The organism is Shinella daejeonensis (assembly GCF_024281235.1).
Taxonomy (GTDB): Bacteria; Pseudomonadota; Alphaproteobacteria; order Rhizobiales; family Rhizobiaceae; genus Shinella; species Shinella daejeonensis.
This window is the reverse complement of record NZ_JAHWXY010000002.1, coordinates 524,675-543,372: the sequence shown is the minus strand read 5'-3', so window position 1 is coordinate 543,372 and position 18,698 is coordinate 524,675. Positions and strand designations below refer to the sequence as shown.

Genomic DNA, 18,698 nt, shown 5'->3' with positions numbered 1-18,698 from the left:
CGGAGATGGAAACCATGACGGACGCAAGAGGAAGGGTCGCCATCGTCACCGGCGGCGGACGGGGCATCGGGCGCGCCATCGTCGAGCGGCTGCATCGCGACGGGGCGACTGTCGTCACCTGCGGGCGGGGCGAGCGCCCGGCGGACTTGCCCCGGGATATCGTCTGGATCACCGGCGATGTTTCCCGTCCGCAAGACGCAAGGCACATCGTCGCCGGCGCGGCCCGGCACGGCGATGTCGCCGTGCTCGTGAACAACGCCGGCATCCAGATCGAAAAGACGGTGGCGGAGACGACCGACGACGACTGGGACCGGCTCATCGGCGCCAATTGCCGGGGTGTCTTCAACATGTGCCGCGAGGTCCTGCCGCTGATGGCCGAGCGCGGTGGCGATATCGTGAACCTCGGTTCGATCTCGGCCATGGTGGCGGATCCTTCGATGGCCATCTACAACGCCTCGAAAGGCTTCGTTCACAGCCTCACGCGGTCGATTGCCGTCGATCACGGCCCGAACGTGCGCTGCAATGCGGTCAGTCCCGGCTGGATCATGACGGAAATGGCTGAAAACGGTTTTGCGCTGGCGCGCGATCCGCAGAAGGCGCAAGACGATTCGCTTGCCCGCCATCCGGCCCGCCGCTTCGGAAAGCCGGAGGATATCGCCAATGCCGTCGCCTGGCTGATTTCAGCCGAAAGCGCCTTTGTAACCGGTCAATGCATTACCATCGACGGCGGATTGACCGCCGCCTCTCCCCTTCAACCTGGATTATTCTGATGATCGAATTCAAGCAGACTGCAGTATTGGGCGCAGGCGTGATCGGTGCGAGCTGGACGGCGCTTTTCCTCGCCTCGGGGCGGGATGTTGCGGTGCATGACATCGCGCCGGCAACGGAGAAAAATGTCCGCGATTACATCGACCGCGCCTGGCCGACCCTCGAAAGCCTCGGCCTGGTGAAAGGCGGAAGCCCCGATCGCGTCCGCTTCTGCGGCTCGGCCGCCGAGGCCGTCGAGGGTGTGTCCTTCGTTCAGGAGAATGTTCCCGAGCGCATCGCGATCAAGCACGCGCTCTATGCGGAAATCGAGCCCTCGCTCAGCGCTGACGCCGTTGTCGCGACCTCGGCCTCGGGCCTCACGCTCAGCGAGATGCAGGAGGGATGGAAGGATCCCGGCCGCCTCGTGCTCGGACATCCCTTCAACCCGCCGCACCTGATCCCGCTGGTCGAGGTCATGGGCAACGAGCATACCGCCGCCGGCGTCGTCGAGGCGGCGGAACGCTTCTATGAAGCCGTGGGCAAGGTCACGATCCGCGTCAACCGCGAGGTGCCCGGCCATGTGGCGAACCGGCTTCAGGCGGCGGTCTGGCGCGAGGCCATTCACCTCGTCAAGTCCGGCGTCGCCAGCGTCGAGGATGTGGACAAGGCGATGTGGGCCGGCCCCGGGCTACGCTGGGCGGCGATGGGGCCGACCATGCTCTTCCATCTGGGCGCCGGCGAGGGCGGTCTTGCCGCTTTCTGCGAACGCTATACGGACAGCTTCAATCGCTGGTGGGACGATCTCGGCGTCCTGCATCTCGACCCCTCCATCGCCGAGACGCTTGTCGTCGGCGTGACACAGGAGGCCAACGGCCAGTCGCCGGCGGATCTTTCAGCGCAGCGCGATGCGCTGATCGCCAGCATCCAGAAGGCGATGGCACCGCTTCGCGCGAACTGAAACGACAAGGGGGTTCCATGAGCGACGACCCAATCGATCCCGATGCCCGTATCGTGGTGATCGGCGCAGGGCAGGCGGGTTTCACCGCCTGCGCGCGTCTGCGCGACCTGGGGCATCGCGGCCCCGTGACGCTGATCGGTGACGAAGCGCATCCGCCCTACCAGCGGCCCCCCTTGTCGAAGGGCTATCTGCTCGGCGAGATCACGGAAGACCGCCTCTATTTCCGCCCGATGGACTTCTATCGGGAGCGCGGGATCGATCTGCGGCTCTCCCGGCCGGCGGCGTTCATCGATCGCGGGAAGAAAGCGGTCGGCTTCGCGGACGGATCGAGCGTTCCCTATGATCGCCTGATCCTGACGACCGGCGCGCGGCCGAGAACCCTGCCAGACGAGATCGGCGGGCGGCTCGATGGCGTCTTCGCGGTCCGCAATCTCGCCGACATCAACGCCATGGCCGAGCGGTTCCGCCCCGGCCAGCATGTCCTCATCGTCGGCGGCGGCTATATCGGCCTTGAGGCGGCGGCGGTGTCGGCCAAGCTGGGGTTGACGGTGACGATCATCGAAGCCGCGCCGCGCATTCTCCAGCGCGTCGCCTGCGCCGAAACCTCCGCCTACTTCCGCGATCTGCATGGCGGCAAGGGCGTCACGCTACGGGAAGGAGCGGCGCTGAAGGCGCTTGTCGGCGAAGAGGGCCATGTCCGTGCCGCGCAACTGGTCGACGGTTCTCTCATCCCGGTCGATTTCGTCATCGCCGGCATCGGCGTCATCCCGAACGCCGGGCTTGCCGAAGCCGCGGGCCTTGTGATCGAAGACGGCATCGCCGTCGACGAGAACTGCCGGACCTCCGATCCCGAGATCTATGCGGCAGGCGATTGCGCCTCCTTTCCGTGGCGGTCCCGGCGCATCCGTCTGGAAAGCGTCGGCAACGCCATCGAGCAGGCCGAGGCGATCGCCAGGATGCTGACCGGGCAACCGGTCCGATATGAGGCCAAGCCATGGTTCTGGTCGGATCAATATGACGTCAAGCTACAGATCGCGGGTCTTTCGACGGGCTACGATAGCGTGGTGACCCGCATCGGCGCGGAGGGCAGCGTGTCCCACTGGTATTATCGCGCCGACGAACTGCTCGCCGTCGATGCGATGAACGATCCCCGCGTCTATATGGTCGCAAAACGGCTGATCGAAGCGGGAAAATCCCCCGGCGCGGAGATCGTCCGCGATCCCGCCACCGACCTGAAGGCGCTTCTGCGATAACAGGGGCCTGGCCGACAGGCGTGAGCTTCAGGCGCGCGACGGTGAAACCATCGCCGCCGGGGCCGGGCTGCCGGGTGGTCGAAGGCGCTTCATGCAAGGAAAGCCGCGCCGATACCGGCTGAAACGGTTCGAGCGCGGCTTACGGTTTTGCCCCTTACAGGCGACCGTTAATTGCTCAGGTAAAAGCCGGCGGCAGTTTCTTTCCATCCCCAGTTTCGCGGCCGTGGTGTCGGATCGATGGCAAGGCCGCAGACCGTCGCGATGGCATGGTGATGCCCGTTCCCTGAACGAATGGTTTGCGTATAAGAGCACCTGATAAAACCCTCGCCCGGAGACTTTGACAGCTACTCCAGGTCTCGTCTTGCGTTTCGGATCACTCTCCCGACGGCGGACCTTCACGGGTTCTGCCTGAAGATGAGGAAGAACTGAAAAGAAATCTCTTGTCAAAATAGGTATGACCTTATACCTTGCATCCTCATCGACGGGAGGATCGGTCGGTCGGGGGGACTCATGCAAGATCGGTGTCAGGAACGAACGGCGACTTTGCTGCCGGTTGGCATGGCGCATTCGCTGACCGATCCGCATCGGGTTGCCTGGCGGGATGCGGCTTCGAGATAACCTGTGATGCAGGACGGGGCCGGACCGAGACGGCTCCCCCTTCAACCCCCGGCACATGTGCATGGAAAGGACATGGAAGTGTCGCTAGATTTCAGCCCGATTTTTGAACGCTGGCCGATGCTGCTTGACGGCGCGATCGTCACGCTGCTGCTTTCTGTCGCCGCGACCGTGTCGGGTTTCCTGATCGGAACGCTTTGCGCCGCCGGCAGGAATTCCCGCTTCCGGATCGTTTCGGCGATTTGCGCCATCTATGTCGAAGCGATCCGCAACACGCCGTTCCTCGTGCAGATCTTCCTGATCTTCTTCGGCCTGTCGACGCTGGGCTTTACCCTGAGCGCGATCACGGTGGCGCTTCTGGCGCTTACGATCAACGTCGGAGCCTATACGGGCGAAATCATGCGGGCTGGCTTCGATTCGGTGCATGCAGGGCAGTGGGAGGCGGCCGAATGCCTCGGCCTCTCGCGGCTTCAGACCTATTGGCACGTCGTTCTTTTCCCTGCGGCGGAGCGGGTTTTCCCGTCTCTCAGCAGTCAGTTCATCCTGCTGATGCTGGCATCGTCCATTACATCGCAGATCTCGGTTCCCGAACTCACCGGAAACGCGAACTATATCCAGGGCGTGTCGTTTCGGCCGCTGGAAACCTACCTCGTGATCGGGGTCATGTATTTCATCCTGTCGGTCATCATGCGCCAGATCTTCAACCTGATCGGCATGGTCGCCTTCCCCCGCCGCCGCCGGCTCGGCACACCGCTCTGAGGTTCGCCATGGTTCCGACTTTTGGTTTCATCCATATTCAGTTCCTGCTCGAAGGTGCGATCTGGACCGTCATTCTGTCCGTCTGCGCATTCCTCGGCGGCGGGCTGATGGGGCTTCTGATCGCCCTTCTGCGCATCTCGCCCATCCCTTTCGTGCGCAGGCTCGCGGCCTGGTACATCGAGCTGGTGCAGGGCATTCCGCTGCTCGTTCTGCTGTTCACGGGATATTTCGGCCTGCCGGCCATCGGCGTTCCGGTCTCGCCGCTGCTGGCCGCCACGATCTCCATGACGGTCTGGGTCGGCGCCTATCTGGGCGAGTTCTGGCGCGGCAGCCTCGAAGCCGTGCCGAAGGCGCAGTGGGAGGCGGCCGAATGCCTCGCGCTCACGCGCTGGCAGCGCATGTTCAAGGTGATCGTTCCGCAAGCCGTCAGGAATGCGACGCCCGGCACCGTGGGCTTCATGGTCCAGATCATCAAGAACACCTCGCTCGCCTCGGCCGTCAGTTTCGTGGACCTGACGCGGGCCGGCCAGCTCATCAACAATTCGACGTTCCAGCCCTTCGTCACCTTTGTGGCGGTGGCGATCATCTACTTCCTTCTTTGCTTTCCCCTGTCGGTTCTCAGCAGGCGCCTGGAGCGCCGCATGGCCCGGGGCATGGCGAAGGCTTGAGCGAGGACAACATGAATATTTCTCCGGACAACAAGGCGGTCATCGTTCTGCGTGACGTCGAAAAGAGCTTCGGCCAGGTGAAGGTCCTGCATGGCGTCAGCTTCGAAGTGGCGCGCGGGCAGGTCACCGTTCTCATCGGCCGGTCGGGCTCCGGCAAGAGCACGGCCCTGCGCTGCATGGATCGCCTCGAAAAGGTCGATGCCGGCTATATCGAGGTCTGCGGCCACGTCGTGACCGATCCGGCCCTGGAATTGCGCAAGCTCCGCCTGGATGTCGGCATCGTTTTCCAGAGCTATAATCTCTTTCCGCATCTGACGATCGGGGAGAACATCATGCTGGCTCCCCGCTCGGTCAAGAAGCTGCCGAAGAAGGAGGCCGCCGATCTGGCCCGGGCGACGCTCGCGCAGGTGGGGCTCGGCGACAAGTTCGACGCCTATCCCGAGCAGATGTCGGGCGGACAGCAGCAGCGTGCGGCGATCGCGCGGTCGCTGGCCATGCAGCCCAAGGTCATGCTGTTCGACGAAGTGACATCCGCGCTCGATCCGGAACTGACGGGGGAGGTGCTGCGTGTCATCGAGCGGCTGGCCGCCGATGGCATGACCATGGTCATGGTGACCCACGAAATGGGATTTGCGCGGCGTATCGCCGATCAGCTCGTGTTCATGCACCAGGGCAAGATCTGGGAAAAGGGCCACGGTAGCATTCTCGATGCGCCCCGCACGCCGGAATTGCAGCGTTTTGCAGCGCAGGAGCTGTGAGGTGTCGCAGATCGTCGTGACCTACGCCATCGAAACGCCGGGCAGCGTCGAGCGTATGGCGGAGAAAATCGCCAGCGATCAGTCGACGGGAACCTTTGTCGCCGTGCCGGGGGAAACCGAGGAACTGAAGACGCGGGTCGCCGCCCGTGTCCTTTCCGTCCGCGACCATTCGTCGGGGGAGCGCCCCAGTTGGCCCGAAGCTCCGGAGGCTCCCGTCAACCGCGGCGTTGCGGATATCGCCTTTCCCCTGGATGCGGTCGGAACGGATCTCGCGGCGTTGATGACGATCGCCATCGGCGGAGCCTTCTCCATCCGCGGCCTCACGGGACTGCGGGTCGTGGATATGAAGCTGCCGGAGGACTACAAGGCAGCCTATGCGGGGCCGCAATTCGGGATCGACGGCAGCCGGCAGCTTACCAATGTCTACGGACGGCCGATCATCGGAACGATCCTGAAACCCGCTCTCGGATTGCGCCCTGACGAGACCGCAGGCCTTGTCGGGGCGTTATTGAAATCCGGTGTCGACTTCATCAAGGACGATGAGAAGTTGATGAGCCCCGTCTATTCGCCCCTGAAGGAACGCATTGCGCATGTGATGCCGAAGATCAGGGATCACGAACAGGCCACCGGCAAGAAGGTGATGTACGCCTTCGGCATCTCCGCTACCGATCCGGACGAAATGGTTCGCAATCACGACATGGTCGTGAAGGCCGGCGGAAACTGCGCGGTCGTCAATATCAATTCCGTCGGCATGGCGGCATTCCATTTCCTGCGAAAGCGCTCGAACATCGTTCTTCATGCCCATCGCAACGGCTGGGACATGCTCACCCGCCATCCGGCCATCGGCTTCGATTTCAAGGTTTGGCAGCAGTTCTGGCGCCTGCTCGGCGTCGACCAGTTCCAGATCAACGGCATCCGGGTCAAATATTGGGAGCCCGACGAGAGCTTCGTCGAGTCGTTCAAGGCGATCAGCACGCCGATCTTCGACGGCAAGGACCGTCCCTTGCCGGTCGTCTGTTCCGGCCAGTGGGGCGGTCAGGCGCCGGAAACCTATCGGCGCACGGGCGAAACCATCGATCACATGTATCTCTGCGGCGGCGGGATCGTCAGTCATCCGCAAGGGCCCGCCGCCGGCGTGCTGGCGGTGCGGCAGGCGTGGGAAGCGGCCGTGGCCGGCATCCCGCTGTATGAATTCGCCCGGTCCCACCCCGAATTGAAAGCCTCGCTCGGCAAGTTCGATCCACAGGGCGAATACAGGAACTGAACGGGTGGACGGGATCTGCGGCGCAAGACGCCGCCGCGGAACAGAGAACCGATATTGCAACGCCGAAATGCCCTTAAGGGCCCGGCAACCATGGGAGAAGGAAATGAAACTGGGACGTCGTGAGTTCAATTTTGTCGCAGCCGCACTGGTGGGGCTTGTCATCGCCGCGCCGGCGATGGCGGATGTGCTGGACACGATCATGAGCACCAAGAAAATCCGCGTCGCCACGGATATGGGTATCCCGCCCTACGGCATGCTCGACGGATCGATGCAGCCGACCGGGTCGGACGTCGCGGTCGCCAAGCTGCTTGCCGCCGATTGGGGCGTCGAACTGGAGTTCGTGAACACCACCGGTCCGACCCGTATTCCGAACATCAACACCGACAAGGCGGATGTGGTCATCTCGTCGCTTTCGGTCACGGAGGAGCGCAAGAAGGCGGTGGATTTCACCCGGCCCTATTCGTTCATCCGCACGACGGTCATCGCCCCGACGGAGGATACCGCCAAGGAGTGGACGGATCTTTCGGGCAAGGCGATCGCCGTGGTGCGCAGCACGACGCAGGATATCGCGCTTACGGAAATGGCGCCGGAATTCGGCTTCAACGTCGTTCGCTATGACGACGACGCGACCGCGATCACGGCGGCGATATCCGGCCAGGCGATTTACCTCGGTCTGGCTGATCCGCAGATGCGCGCCATCAACGAGCGCTCCACGGCCAAGCAGTTCGAGGCCAAGATCGTGATCAACCAGTTCCCCATCGCCATGGCGGTGAAGCAAGGGGAGACGCGTCTTGCCGAAAAGCTGAATGAGTGGATTGCCGAAAACGCCGCGAACGGCAAGCTCAATGAAGCCTACAAGGCCTATCACGATCTGGATATTCCGGCAGAGATCCTGAATTAATCCAGACGGCGAAAATCAGGACGGCCGCCCCGGAGGCGGCCGTCTGTTTCTGTCGGATGCGGAAGAACGCGTCAGTTTTGCGTATCGAGGGATTGCATGAAGTGCTGCATGTTCGCCTCGACGCTGGAGCGGTTTTCCTGGCCGACCGTGCGGTTGCGAATGGATTCATACATCTGCTCATGCAGATCGACCGCGCGGATACGGCCGCTCCGGTCGAGTGATTTCTTCACCCAGGGCGCAACCATGCTCAAGACGAACTCGGCGATCGTCACGATCAGCTTGTTGCCCGTGGCGACATAGACCGCGCGGTGGAAATCGAGGTCGGCCTTCAGCATCTCGTCCAGATCGGGATCGGCCTGCCGGGAAAGCTGGCGCAGTCTCTGAATGCAATCACGCATCTTCGCCAGATCATCTTCGGTTCGCCGCTGTGCGGCAAGTTCCGTACAGTTGCGGTCGAAGATGTCCCGAAGCTCCATGAGCATTTCGGGCGTCGAATCCTGCAAGTAGAGCTGGAAGAGGGTTAGCGGCATCGCGGGCACGCCGGGCCCGTCGCGCACGTAACTGCCATGACCGTGCCGGATGTCGATGAGGCCTGCGATCGCGAGGGTCTTCATCGCCTCGCGAATAGGGGTGCGACTGATCCCCAGCTGCTCGGCGAGGTCCTTCTCATTGGGGAGCTTGTCGCCGGCTTTCAGATTGCCGCGCGCGATTTCCCCCGTGATGTAGTCCAGCGCGAACTCGAGGCGGGTCTGGTTCTTCTTAGGTTCGGCCAATACGGTCTCCCTTCCAACGGCTCCCCGGCGACACCAATTCTGGAGAGAGGAAATAATGGTAATACATTATACCATTCAATGGGATATCGGAAGGGCAAGTGGCGCGAGCGGCTGAACAAATCACCCGCGCCCTCAAGGCGGCTTGCCGCCCCTATTTTTCGTCGGCCAGCTTGGTCGACGTCTTGGGATCGAAGGGAAACAAAAGGCCCGCTGCGAGGAAGCCGCCATCCACATTCAGCGTGTGCCCGGTGATGTAGCGGGCTTCATCGCTGGCGAGAAAAACGGCGGCGTCGGCGATTTCCTCGGGCTCGCCATAGCGACGTTGCGGCACGAGACGATGATAGGCCTCGCGTGTCTCCAGCGTGTGCATCGTTCTGGAGACTTCGGTCAGAATGGGTCCCGGCGCAATTGCGTTCACGTTGATTCCGAAGTCGGCGAGTTCGACCGCCATGACCTTGTTGAGAAGTTCGACGCCTGCCTTGGACGCGCCATAGGCGGAGCGGCCGACCCCGCCCTTCTGGCCGGAAAGCGAGGCAATATTGATGATGCTGCCGCTTTTCCGCTTCGCCATCGTTCGTGCGACAGCCTGGGATACGAGGAACGTTCCCGTAAGATTGATGCGTACGACCCGCTCGAATTCCTCGCGCGAACTTTCGAGGAAAAGGGTCGTTGCGCCGATGCCGGCATTGTTGACGAGAATGTCGATCCTGCCGAACTGCGCAACGGCCTGCTTCACAAGCCCGTCGACATCCTCGTCAACCGAGATGTCGGCGCGCACGGCGATGGCGGCCGGCCCGATTTCGGCAGCCGTGGTCTTCGCCGCATCTTCGTCCCGGTCGCTGACGACGACCTGTGCGCCCTGGCCGGCAAACGCAAGGGCAATCGCTTTGCCGATCCCGCGGGCCGCGCCGGTGACGATCGCCGTCTTACCTGAGAGTCGCATTGTCCATCCTCCCGAAACTGGATTATATGTATAAGGTATGAGGTATGATCTTGTGCAGTTATGAGCTTAGCGCTAGATTGATGTCAAGCAAATACATTGCGGTTTATCCGAAGCGTCGGGAGAGATGGAATGACGGCTGCGCGCCCCCTGGTCGGCTTTTACGGTGACGATTTCACGGGCTCGTCCGAGAACCTGGCGCAGTTTCACCGAAGCGGATTGCGGACACGGCTCTATCTCAAGGTCCCGCCGATCGCGGAGCTTCGCGAGGCGGCCGGACAACTGGATGTCATCGGTTTTGCCGGAACCGCGCGCGCCATGAACTGCGAGCAGATGGCGGTGGAAATCCAGCCCGCCTTCGATGCGCTGAAGGCCCTCGGTTGCCGGATATTGCAGTACAAGATCTGCTCGACTTTCGATTCCGCCCCGGAGACGGGCAATTTCGGATTTGCGGCGGAAATGATCACCCGTGGCGGGCGGGACTTCGACACGGCGGTTCTGGCCGCGACCCCGGATTTCGGTCGCTATACCGCCTTCGGCAACCATTACGCCCGCTTCGGCAAGGATGTGCTCCGGCTCGATCGCCATCCGGGCATGAGCAGCCATCCAAGAACCCCGATGCGCGAGGCCGATCTTCGCCTGCATCTGGATACGCTGTGCGCATTGCCCTTTGCCAATATCTGCCTGCCGGAAATCGGATCGCCCGGGACGTTGACGGCCCGGATCGCGACCCTCTTCAGCGAGGGGAAGGGGATCGTCTTCGACGGTGTCACGAACGACGATGTCGCCGCCGTTGTACGGGCGTTGTGGGAACGCAGCGCCATACACCCGCTGTTTGTGATCGCCGCGCAGGGTTTTGCGCAGCATCTCGGCCGGACCCTGGCCGGCATGAGGGCGGAAAACGAGCTGGAGACGGTCCGGACCACCATCCCGCCGGTGGATAATCTTCTGGTGCTCTCGGGAAGTTGTGCGATCCAGACGGGTCGCCAGATCGACGCGGCGCTCGCGGCAGGATGGGCGGGGATCGCACTCGATCCTGCGGGACTATGCGATGAACGCACCGCCTCGGACGCGGTGGATGCCATTGAGCCGAAAGTCCTGGAGAACCTGGAGGCGGGACGGCCGACCATTGTCTATACCGCGCGCGGCAACGTCGTGGATCGCGAGGCGTTCGAGGATATTCCGCCGCAGCATATCGGACGGGTTTATGCAGCCCTCATGGGCGCCGTGAGACGCCAGACCGCGATCCCCCGTGTCGTGTTTGCCGGAGGGGACAGCTCAAGCTATTCCATACGCCATAGCGGCGCCGATGCGTTGACCATCAAGGTGTTCGACGAGGTGCAGCAGGGCCATTTATGCGAATTGATCAGCGAAGACCCGCATCTGAATGGTGTCGAAGTGTTACTGAAAGGCGGCCAGGTGGGGGAGGAGGATTACTTTCTGCGGGTGCGCAACGGGACAGACCGCTAGGGCGGGATTGCGGTTTAAAGCGCTTCCGCGATTGCCTTGACAAGGGCCGCCGCCGAGGCGGCGCCGGGATCGGGGTGGCCGAGGGAGCGTTCGCGAAGACGTGCCGCACGGCCCTTGGTGGCGACCATCGTCGCGGTGGCGGCGGCGCCGTTGTCCGCAGCGACCGTTATGGCTTTCCAGAAATCCTGTCTTGACCGGCCATCTGCGAGTGCGGTCGCCGCGGCCTCGGCTGCCGGCAACCAGACGTCGAGCATGGTCTTGTCGCCGCGTTGCGCCTTGCCGCGGTCGCGGATGCCGTCGGAAATGGCGACGAGCATGTCTGTGCAGGCGGCCAGGTCGAGGCTGTCGCGGCCGGCCAGCGCCTGGGCGGCGCGGCGGAATCCCGTGGCGTAGAGCGGCCCGGTCGACGCGCCGACGGCATCGAGAAAGCCTGCGGCGGCTGTGGACATCACGTCGGCCGGGCTCGCCTTGTCGAGATCGAGACCGCCGAGGGCGGCGATCACCGCCTTGAATCCGATGGACATGGTGATGCCATGGTCACCGTCGCCGATCGCGCCGTCCAGTTCGGACAGGGTGTCCTTTCTCGCCTCGATCATCTCGGACATCCGCCCGAACATTCTGGCGAGAGCCCGTGCCGCATTTTCGGACATGTTTTCCTCCCCTTTACCGCCGGCCGCCGTCAGCCCGGCGCCGAGCCGTCCGTTCCGGGCGTGTTGATGGTCAGGATCGCCGACTGGCATGGGTGATGCAGCAGTTCGGCCAGTTGCGAGTCAAGATGCAGGATGGAAATGGAAGCCCCCGCCATGTCGAGCGAAGTGCAGTAATGGCCGACCCAGTTCGCCTCGATGGCGATGTTCTTGGCGGAAAGACGCTGCTCCACGCGGCGATAGAGGATGTAGAGTTCCATCAGCGGCGTGGCGCCGAAGGAATTGACCAGCACGGCCACGCGGTCGCCTGCCTCGGCCTTCATCTCCTTGAAGATATTGTCCATGATCGTGTCGACGATCTCGTCGGCGGTGCGGATCCGCTCGCGCGAGACGCCCGGTTCGCCATGGATTCCCATGCCGATTTCCATGTCGTCCGGCCCGATCTCGAAATTGTGCCGCCGTGTCTGGGGCATGGAACAGGATTCGAGGGCCACGCCCACCGTATAGGTGCGGTCATTGGCCTTGCGCGTGACCGCCTCGCATTGATCGAGCGTCATGCCGCGGTCGCAGGCCGCGCCGGCCACCTTGAAGACGAAGAAATTGCCGGCGACGCCGCGCCGTCCCTCCTTGTCCTCGACCGGTGAGGACGCGATGTCGTCGGTCGTCAGGATCGTGCGGATCGGAATGCCCTGTTCCTCGGCGACTTCGGCGGCCATCTCGAAATTCATCACGTCGCCGGCGTAATTGCCGTAGACGAAGAGCACGCCGGCCCCACCCGAGGCGGCGACGGCGCATTTGACGATCGGGTCGGGCGGCGGCGAGGAAAAGATATTGCCGATCGCCACCGCGTCGGCGAGCCCCTTGCCGACATAGCCCACGAAACAGGGCTCATGTCCCGTGCCGCCGCCGATCACCAGGCCGACCTTGCCGGCACGGGGACCGTTGCGGGCGACAAGCGCGCGTTGCGCGGTCCCGACCGGCTTGAGATAGGCACTGTGGGCGGCGATCAGGCCGTCGAGCATCTCCTCGACCACGTCGTTCGGGTTGTTGAGGAACTTCTTCACCTGGGTGCGATAGGTATTGGCGGCCGCCGGCCCCTTCTGGCGCTGGGAAAGCCGGCCGTCGAGGCTTGTCACCCCGTCGGCTCTCAGGATGCCCGCGCCGGTCGCCGCATCCGTGACGAGGACGCTCACATAGCCGCCGCGCAGGGCGGCAAGCAGCGCCGGCACCTTGTCGAAGCCGCCGGCGACGGCGACGCGCGTCCCGATCCCCCGCAACATCTCCAGGGAAATCCCGATGGTGCGGTCATCGAGCGGACCGGCGACCGGGCGGCCGCGCTCATCGATGAAGCGGCCCGCCAGCACGCCGGCGGCCCCCTTGGCGAGATAATGCTGCAAAGGCACGGATTCGAAGAAACCGCTGGTGTGGATCGTTGAGTTGGGGCGCAGCGACGAGATGCCGAAAACGATGCGATTGGCGCGGGAGAGCGTATCGAACTGCTCGTGGATCAAGGGCTCTTCGAGCAGCATGCGGTGCGTTTGCGCCGAAGCGACGATGGCGGGCGCGGTGATGTTGACGCAGCGCGCGGAGATCGCCCTTGCAACGGCGGCCGTCGTCAGTTCCGGCGTATAGGCGAAGCTGGCCGTGGTGCCGCCGGTCGCCTGCACGACGGTGACATCCTGCAACGGCCCCGTTTCGAGATGTTCGCCGACCGACAGGATGGTGCGCCCCCAGGCGACGGCGAGCGTATCTCCCGACTTGACGATCTTGGAAAGCGCCTGCGCGCCGGCGGCGCCGAGCCGGCCGATCAGCGGGCGCGTGTCGTCGTCGTTCGGCACCACCAGGCAGTCGGCAAGGCCGAAATGGCGCTTCAGTTCCTGGGCGATGGTGAGCGAGGCGAGGCGGGCGGGCTCGATGGAGATATTGACGATGCCCTTTTCGCGGGCGTCGGCGAGATAGCTGTTGACGGTGGCGCGGGAAACGCCCATCGCCGCGGCGATCTCGCCCTGCGTCATGCCGTCTTCATAATAAAGCCAGCAGGCCCAGACATAGGGGTCGTCGCCATAGCGCAGAGGTATCGAATCGATGCCCTCCGCTCCGCTTGCCCGGCCGATGCCGCCCTTGCGCGGCGAGGAAGTCTTCAGTGCCATCGGTTTCGCCGGTCCCCCTTCAGGCGGCGAAGATGAAAGCAATGCCGCCGGTTTGCAACCGGATTCAGAGAAAAAGCGGCGCGCGGCCCCTCACGATGGAGTGGGCCGCGCATCCTGGGAGGAACTTCCGATATGCGGATGCCGGGTTTCAGGCGATGTTCGCCCGGGCGCCGTCCGCCAATTCCTTGAGAATGATCGCGCAGGACGTCGCTCCCGCATCGAGCACGCCGAGCGAACGTTCGCCGAGACGGCTGGCGCGGCCGATCTTCGCGACGAGGTCGATCGTCGAATCGCGGCCGGCCTCGGCGGCGGAAACAAGCGCAACCAGCGCTTCCGCGAAGGATTTTCCTTCTTCCGTCGCCTTATCGAAGGCTTCGGTCGCCGGGACGAATGTATCGAGCAGCGTCTTGTCGCCGACCTTGGCCGAGCCGATCGACTGGATGCCCGAAAGGCCGGCATGCAGCATCTTGCTGAAGGTCGGCGCGTCGATCTTATCGACAGTCTCGATGGTCTCGGCGAATTCGGTGAACATGACGCCGTAGAGCGGGCCCATCGAGCCGCCGATCTCCGTCATCAGCACGGTGCCGAGCGTATCGAGGGATTCGGCAAGCGAGGCATCCTTGCCCTTCAGCCGGTCGGCTGCCATGCCGAAACCCTTGGCCATGTTCACGCCGTGATCGCCGTCGCCGATCTTGCCGTCGATCTCGCTGAGGTAGGCGCGGTTCTCCACGATCCGGTCCGCCATCGCCAGAACGATGGCGCCCGAGGAGGCATTGTCGAAAGTCTGCATGGGGCGTCCTCCCGTTACAGGATGATGGTGCAACGCGTCTCGACATCGAGCAGCGTCTTCAATTCATCGTCGAGCGCCATGACGGTCAGCGTCGCGCCGACCATCTCCAGCGAGGTGAAGTAGTTTCCGATCCAGGTCTTGTAGACCTTCAGGCCACGGGCCGAAATCTCGCTCTCGATCGTGTCGTTGAGAATGTAGAGTTCGTTGAGCGGCGTGGCTCCCAGGCCGGAAACGAGAACGGCGACCTCGGTTCCTGCCGGCAGGTCATGATCGTCGAGGACGATCTTCACCATGTCGCGGGCGGTTTCCGCGGCGGTCTTCAGTTTCTCGATCCGCACGCCCGGCTCGCCGTGGTGGCCGATCCCGACCTCCATCGTGCCCGGCTCGATCTGGAAATTGGGGTGGCCGACGGCCGGCAGCGTGCAGGGGCCGAGGCCGACGCCGATGGAGCGGCAGTTGTCGATCGCCTTCTGCGCGGTGGCGCGGACGTCCTCGAGGCTTGCGCCTTCGGCCGCCTTCGCGCCGCCGATCTTCCACATGAAGATTTCCCCGGCCACGCCCCGGCGCTTCTCGCGCTCTTCCGGCGGAGCGGAGCAGACATCGTCGTTGGCGACGACGGTCGCAACCTCGATACCGCTCTTGGCGGCGAGCTTGGTCGCCATCTTCACGTTCATGTTGTCGCCGGCATAATTGCCGTAGAGAATGACGACGCCCTTGCCGCCATCCGCTTCGCGGACGGCGTCATGGAAGCTTTTAGCGGTGGGCGAGGAGAAGAGTTCTCCCACGGCGACGGCGTCCAGCATGTTCTTGCCGGTATAGCCGATGAAGGCGGGCTCGTGGCCCGAGCCGCCGCCGGTCACCACGCCGACCTTGCCGGCCACGGGCGCATCCCTGGCGACCACGACGCGCGGGTTTTCAGCCAGCCGCACGATGTCCGAATGCGCCTTCACGAAACCCTTGACGGTATCTTCGACAACCAGATCCGGGTCGTTGATGAAACGCTGCATGATAACTCCTTGCGAGTTGCGAGAGCCGGTGCGGGCTCAAAGAATGGTATAACCGCCGTCGACGAGCAGATCGGCGCCGTTGATCATGTCCGCACCCGAGGATGCGAGGAACACGGCGGCGGCCGCGATCTCTTCCGGAAAGGCGAAGCGCCCGTTGGGAATGCGCTTCCTGGCGGCCTCGCCCTTCTCGCCGGCCCAGGCCTTCTTGCCCAGTTCGGTCAGAACGATGGTCGGCGAAATGGTGTTGACCGTAATGCCGTGCCTGCCCCATTCGGCGGCGAAGGTCTTGGACATGCCGATGACGCCGAACTTGGAGGCGCAATAGGCCACATGTTCCTCGATCGCCACGGAACCCGCCTGGGACGCAAGATTGACGATCTTGCCGCCTTTGCCGGCCGCGATCATATGGCGGCCGACCGCCTGGGTGACGAGAAATGTGCCGGTCAGGTTGATGTCGATCGTCTTCTTCCACTGGGCGGCCGTCAGGTCCTCGGCGGGGGCCAGAACCGCGACGCCGGCGCTGTTGACCGCGATATCGATCCCGCCGAACGCCTCGATCACATCGTTGACCGCCTTTTCGACCGATGCGGCATCCGATACGTCACAGACGAAGGGCTTTGCCGCGCTCCCGAGTTCATCGGCCTTCGCCCGGGCGATGGTCGCGTCGATGTCGAGCACGGCGACCTTCGCGCCCTTTGCGATGAAGGCGCTTGCGACAGCCGCGCCGATGCCGGACGCGCCGCCCGTGACGAGCGCGACCTTTCCGTCGAGCGGGAAATTGAGGTCGATATGGGGGGATGTATCGGTCATCGGTCTGGCCTCATGCGTTCGGGGAAGGGCGAGGCGGCCTTGCGCCGCCTCGCAAGGCTTGATGGGTTACTGGCGCATTTCCAGCAGCTTATCGACGTTCTCGCTGGTAACGGGCGTCCACGGAACATTGTATTCCTTGTCCTTGCCGTCGTTGAAGGGCATGTCCGGATACTGCGCCCAGATGTCGGACTGCGGCGTGTAGCTGCCGTCCTTCGTCGCATGGAAGATGGCGAGATCGAGCGCGCCCTGGGCCTGTGCGCGGGCATCCTGGAGGATGGACGTCATCGTGCCTTCCTTGACGGCATGAAGCGCATCGGTGACGCCGTCGATACCGGCGATCGCGAAGTCGCCGACATCGAGCCCGGCGGCCTTGATGGCCTCGATCGCGCCGAGCGCCATCTCGTCGTTCTGGCCGATGACGCCGTTGATCTGGCCGGAATGGGATGTCAGCCAGTTTTCCATCAGCGTCTGGGCTTCGGCGCGCGACCAGTTGGCGGTCTGCTGTTCGAGGACCTTGACGTCCGGGCACTCGGCAAGCGCCTTCATGTTGCCTTCCAGGCGGGAGATCTGCGCCGACTGGCCGATCGGACCCTCGATGATCACGACGTTGCCCTTGCAGCCGATCTTGTCCAGCACGGTCTTGGCTTCCATGTAGCCGGAAACCGTGTCGTCGGAGCCGACATAGGCGGCGAGCAGGTCGGAGTTCACCCGGGTGTTGGAGCCAACGACCGGAATGCCGGCGTCATGGGCCGCTTCCACCGCGGTGGCGCCGGCGTCGATGTCGATCGGTACGAAGACGATCGCGTTGAACTTCTGCGTGATCATCGTGTTGAACTGTTCCTGCTGGACCAGCGCATCGTAGCGGCCGTCGAAGACGGTGAGTTCGATTTCACCGCTCTTGACGGCGGGATGTTCCTCAAGTGCGGCAGACCAGATCTGCATGAATTCGGCGTTGAGACCATAGGGCGCCGCGCCGACCTTCAGCTTCTCCTGGGCCATTGCGGACGAGGCGAGCAGGGCCGTTGCGGAAGCAAGGGCGATCATCAGTTTTTTCATGGCATTCTCCTCCTTTGAGAACTCCGGCTGCCATCTGGCATGCCGCTTTGTCGACGGGCGCGGGAGACGCCCGGCTTTCGTCGGGCTAGTCGCCCTGATTGCGTTTCTGGTCGAGCATGACGGCGCCGACGATGAGCGCGCCCTTGAGGACCTGCTGGTAGTAGGACTGGATGCCCATCAGATCGAGACCGTTGTTCATCACGCCGATGATGAGCGCGCCGATAAGCGTTCCGGTCACCCGGCCGACACCACCGGAAAGGCTGGTGCCGCCGATGACGACCGCCGCGATGGCGTCGAGTTCGTAGGCGATACCGGCCTGCGGCAGGGCGGAGCCGGTGCGGGCCGAGAGAATCATGCCGGCCAGCCCCGAGAGCGCGCCCGAGATCACATAGACGAGGAAGCGGATACGGCTGACATTGAGGCCGGAGGTCTTCGCCGCGCGCGGATTGCCGCCGACCGCATAGATGTAGCGGCCGAAGCGCGTGCGGGCCAGCACCCACCAGGAGACGAGAAAGACCAGGGCGAGCAGGATAACCGGCATCGGAACGCCGAGAATATTGCCGGTTCCGATCCAGCGGAATTCAGGCGTCAGCCCCGGGACCGGCCGGCCTCCACCGTAGATCAGCGTCGCGCCGCGGGCAGCAGACAGCATCCCGAGCGTCGCCACGAAGGCCGGAACCGAAAAGCGCGCGACGATCAGGCCGACCAGCGCGCCGCAGCCGACACCGACGAGGATGCCGATCACCAGCGCCAGAGCCATCGGATAGGGCGCTCCGAAGACGCCGGCGGTGGCCGAACTGGTGACGAAGCTGGCGCTGACGATGCCGGCAAGAGCCACGACCGACCCGACCGACAGGTCGATGCCTCTCGTCAGGATCACGAAGGTCATGCCGATCGCCAGAATGCCGTTGATCGACGTCTGCAACAGGACGTTGGAGATATTGCCGGGCGTCAGGAAGAATTCGTTCGAAACGGCAAGAATGCCGACGAGCAGCAGGAAGGCGAAGAAGATGCCGTATTCCTGCACGATCAGCCGGCGGCGATCGGAATTCAGCCAGGTATTGGATGTCTTGTTCTCTACGCTGGACACGTGGTCACCTCTTGCCATGCGGGTTGGATGCTGCGCCTTGTC

The 18,698-nt window shown here is 63.5% G+C and carries 18 protein-coding genes; 9 read left to right on the top strand and 9 right to left on the bottom strand.

Features of this window, described 5'->3' with window-relative positions:
• The first annotated feature begins 14 nt into the window (after nt 1–14).
• The 8 genes from KYK29_RS09115 (at nt 15) to KYK29_RS09080 (ending at nt 7,923) form a co-directional block, all read left to right on the top strand.
• Nucleotides 15–770, top strand: coding sequence for an SDR family NAD(P)-dependent oxidoreductase (locus tag KYK29_RS09115; RefSeq protein ID WP_254690568.1), 756 nt, complete (start codon nt 15–17; stop codon nt 768–770).
• Nucleotides 770–1,705, top strand: coding sequence for a 3-hydroxyacyl-CoA dehydrogenase NAD-binding domain-containing protein (locus KYK29_RS09110; RefSeq protein ID WP_254690567.1), 936 nt, complete (start codon nt 770–772; stop codon nt 1,703–1,705). The genes KYK29_RS09115 and KYK29_RS09110 overlap by 1 nt, the downstream gene beginning before the upstream one ends.
• A gap of 17 nt (nt 1,706–1,722) precedes the next feature.
• Nucleotides 1,723–2,958 carry an NAD(P)/FAD-dependent oxidoreductase gene (locus KYK29_RS09105; protein ID WP_254690566.1) on the top strand — a complete coding sequence of 412 codons (1,236 nt, stop codon included), beginning with the start codon at nt 1,723–1,725 and terminating at the stop codon, nt 2,956–2,958.
• Nucleotides 2,959–3,648: 690 nt separating this feature from the next.
• The gene (locus KYK29_RS09100) at nt 3,649–4,332 is read left to right on the top strand and encodes an amino acid ABC transporter permease (RefSeq protein WP_254690565.1); all 684 of its coding nucleotides are present in this window, start codon (nt 3,649–3,651) and stop codon (nt 4,330–4,332) included.
• Nucleotides 4,333–4,340: 8 nt separating this feature from the next.
• Nucleotides 4,341–5,000, top strand: a complete 660-nt coding sequence (locus KYK29_RS09095; protein ID WP_254690564.1) for an amino acid ABC transporter permease — start codon at nt 4,341–4,343, stop codon at nt 4,998–5,000.
• An 11-nt stretch (nt 5,001–5,011) separates the two neighbouring features.
• Complete coding sequence (locus tag KYK29_RS09090) at nt 5,012–5,758, top strand: amino acid ABC transporter ATP-binding protein (protein WP_254690563.1); 747 nt, start codon at nt 5,012–5,014, stop codon at nt 5,756–5,758.
• Between the two features lies 1 nt (nt 5,759).
• Entirely contained in the window at nt 5,760–7,022 is a 1,263-nt protein-coding gene (gene oiaX, locus KYK29_RS09085; protein ID WP_367880979.1) for a 3-oxo-isoapionate-4-phosphate decarboxylase OiaX, read from the top strand.
• A 103-nt stretch (nt 7,023–7,125) separates the two neighbouring features.
• Nucleotides 7,126–7,923, top strand: a complete 798-nt coding sequence (locus tag KYK29_RS09080) for a transporter substrate-binding domain-containing protein (protein ID WP_254690562.1) — start codon at nt 7,126–7,128, stop codon at nt 7,921–7,923.
• A gap of 71 nt (nt 7,924–7,994) precedes the next feature.
• Here KYK29_RS09080 and KYK29_RS09075 read toward each other — a convergent pair whose 3' ends face one another.
• Nucleotides 7,995–8,696 carry a FadR/GntR family transcriptional regulator gene (locus KYK29_RS09075; protein WP_254690561.1) on the bottom strand — a complete coding sequence of 234 codons (702 nt, stop codon included), beginning with the start codon at nt 8,694–8,696 and terminating at the stop codon, nt 7,995–7,997.
• Between the two features lie 151 nt (nt 8,697–8,847).
• On the bottom strand, nt 8,848–9,639 hold the full coding sequence (locus KYK29_RS09070; protein ID WP_254690560.1) for an SDR family NAD(P)-dependent oxidoreductase: 792 nt from the start codon (nt 9,637–9,639) through the stop codon (nt 8,848–8,850).
• A gap of 129 nt (nt 9,640–9,768) precedes the next feature.
• Here KYK29_RS09070 and KYK29_RS09065 point away from each other — a divergent pair, with 129 nt between their 5' ends.
• Nucleotides 9,769–11,106 carry a four-carbon acid sugar kinase family protein gene (locus tag KYK29_RS09065; RefSeq protein ID WP_254690559.1) on the top strand — a complete coding sequence of 446 codons (1,338 nt, stop codon included), beginning with the start codon at nt 9,769–9,771 and terminating at the stop codon, nt 11,104–11,106.
• A 14-nt stretch (nt 11,107–11,120) separates the two neighbouring features.
• Here the strand turns inward: KYK29_RS09065 and dhaL (KYK29_RS09060) are convergent, their stop codons facing one another.
• The 7 genes from dhaL (KYK29_RS09060) to KYK29_RS09030 form a co-directional block, all read right to left on the bottom strand.
• A complete protein-coding gene (dhaL, locus tag KYK29_RS09060) occupies nt 11,121–11,756 on the bottom strand; it encodes a dihydroxyacetone kinase subunit DhaL (RefSeq protein WP_254690558.1) in 636 nt (211 codons plus the stop codon).
• A 29-nt stretch (nt 11,757–11,785) separates the two neighbouring features.
• Complete coding sequence (locus KYK29_RS09055; protein ID WP_254690557.1) at nt 11,786–13,903, bottom strand: bifunctional sugar-binding transcriptional regulator/dihydroxyacetone kinase subunit DhaK; 2,118 nt, start codon at nt 13,901–13,903, stop codon at nt 11,786–11,788.
• Nucleotides 13,904–14,051: 148 nt separating this feature from the next.
• On the bottom strand, nt 14,052–14,693 hold the full coding sequence (gene dhaL / locus KYK29_RS09050; RefSeq protein WP_254690556.1) for a dihydroxyacetone kinase subunit DhaL: 642 nt from the start codon (nt 14,691–14,693) through the stop codon (nt 14,052–14,054).
• Between the two features lie 14 nt (nt 14,694–14,707).
• Nucleotides 14,708–15,700: a dihydroxyacetone kinase subunit DhaK gene (locus tag KYK29_RS09045; protein ID WP_254690555.1), complete on the bottom strand. Its 993-nt coding sequence runs from the start codon at nt 15,698–15,700 to the stop codon at nt 14,708–14,710.
• A 36-nt stretch (nt 15,701–15,736) separates the two neighbouring features.
• Nucleotides 15,737–16,510, bottom strand: a complete 774-nt coding sequence (locus KYK29_RS09040; RefSeq protein ID WP_254690554.1) for an SDR family oxidoreductase — start codon at nt 16,508–16,510, stop codon at nt 15,737–15,739.
• A 66-nt stretch (nt 16,511–16,576) separates the two neighbouring features.
• Nucleotides 16,577–17,566 (bottom strand): substrate-binding domain-containing protein, encoded by a 990-nt coding sequence (locus KYK29_RS09035; protein WP_254690553.1) that lies wholly within the window; start codon nt 17,564–17,566, stop codon nt 16,577–16,579.
• Nucleotides 17,567–17,651: 85 nt separating this feature from the next.
• Nucleotides 17,652–18,656 carry an ABC transporter permease gene (locus KYK29_RS09030; RefSeq protein WP_254690552.1) on the bottom strand — a complete coding sequence of 335 codons (1,005 nt, stop codon included), beginning with the start codon at nt 18,654–18,656 and terminating at the stop codon, nt 17,652–17,654.
• Nucleotides 18,657–18,698: the final 42 nt, after the last annotated feature.

Bases quoted from the DNA above. Each gene is read 5' to 3' on its own strand.
- KYK29_RS09115 (WP_254690568.1), top strand. From the start codon at position 15: ATGACGGACGCAAGAGGAAGGGTCGCCATCGTCACCGGCGGCGGACGG.
- KYK29_RS09110 (WP_254690567.1), top strand. From the start codon at position 770: ATGATCGAATTCAAGCAGACTGCAGTATTGGGCGCAGGCGTGATCGGT.
- KYK29_RS09105 (WP_254690566.1), top strand. From the start codon at position 1,723: ATGAGCGACGACCCAATCGATCCCGATGCCCGTATCGTGGTGATCGGC.
- KYK29_RS09100 (WP_254690565.1), top strand. From the start codon at position 3,649: ATGGAAGTGTCGCTAGATTTCAGCCCGATTTTTGAACGCTGGCCGATG.
- KYK29_RS09095 (WP_254690564.1), top strand. From the start codon at position 4,341: ATGGTTCCGACTTTTGGTTTCATCCATATTCAGTTCCTGCTCGAAGGT.
- KYK29_RS09090 (WP_254690563.1), top strand. From the start codon at position 5,012: ATGAATATTTCTCCGGACAACAAGGCGGTCATCGTTCTGCGTGACGTC.
- KYK29_RS09080 (WP_254690562.1), top strand. From the start codon at position 7,126: ATGAAACTGGGACGTCGTGAGTTCAATTTTGTCGCAGCCGCACTGGTG.
- KYK29_RS09070 (WP_254690560.1), bottom strand. From the start codon at position 9,639: ATGCGACTCTCAGGTAAGACGGCGATCGTCACCGGCGCGGCCCGCGGG.
- KYK29_RS09065 (WP_254690559.1), top strand. From the start codon at position 9,769: ATGACGGCTGCGCGCCCCCTGGTCGGCTTTTACGGTGACGATTTCACG.
- dhaL (WP_254690558.1), bottom strand. From the start codon at position 11,756: ATGTCCGAAAATGCGGCACGGGCTCTCGCCAGAATGTTCGGGCGGATG.
- KYK29_RS09055 (WP_254690557.1), bottom strand. From the start codon at position 13,903: ATGGCACTGAAGACTTCCTCGCCGCGCAAGGGCGGCATCGGCCGGGCA.
- dhaL (WP_254690556.1), bottom strand. From the start codon at position 14,693: ATGCAGACTTTCGACAATGCCTCCTCGGGCGCCATCGTTCTGGCGATG.
- KYK29_RS09045 (WP_254690555.1), bottom strand. From the start codon at position 15,700: ATGCAGCGTTTCATCAACGACCCGGATCTGGTTGTCGAAGATACCGTC.
- KYK29_RS09040 (WP_254690554.1), bottom strand. From the start codon at position 16,510: ATGACCGATACATCCCCCCATATCGACCTCAATTTCCCGCTCGACGGA.
- KYK29_RS09035 (WP_254690553.1), bottom strand. From the start codon at position 17,566: ATGAAAAAACTGATGATCGCCCTTGCTTCCGCAACGGCCCTGCTCGCC.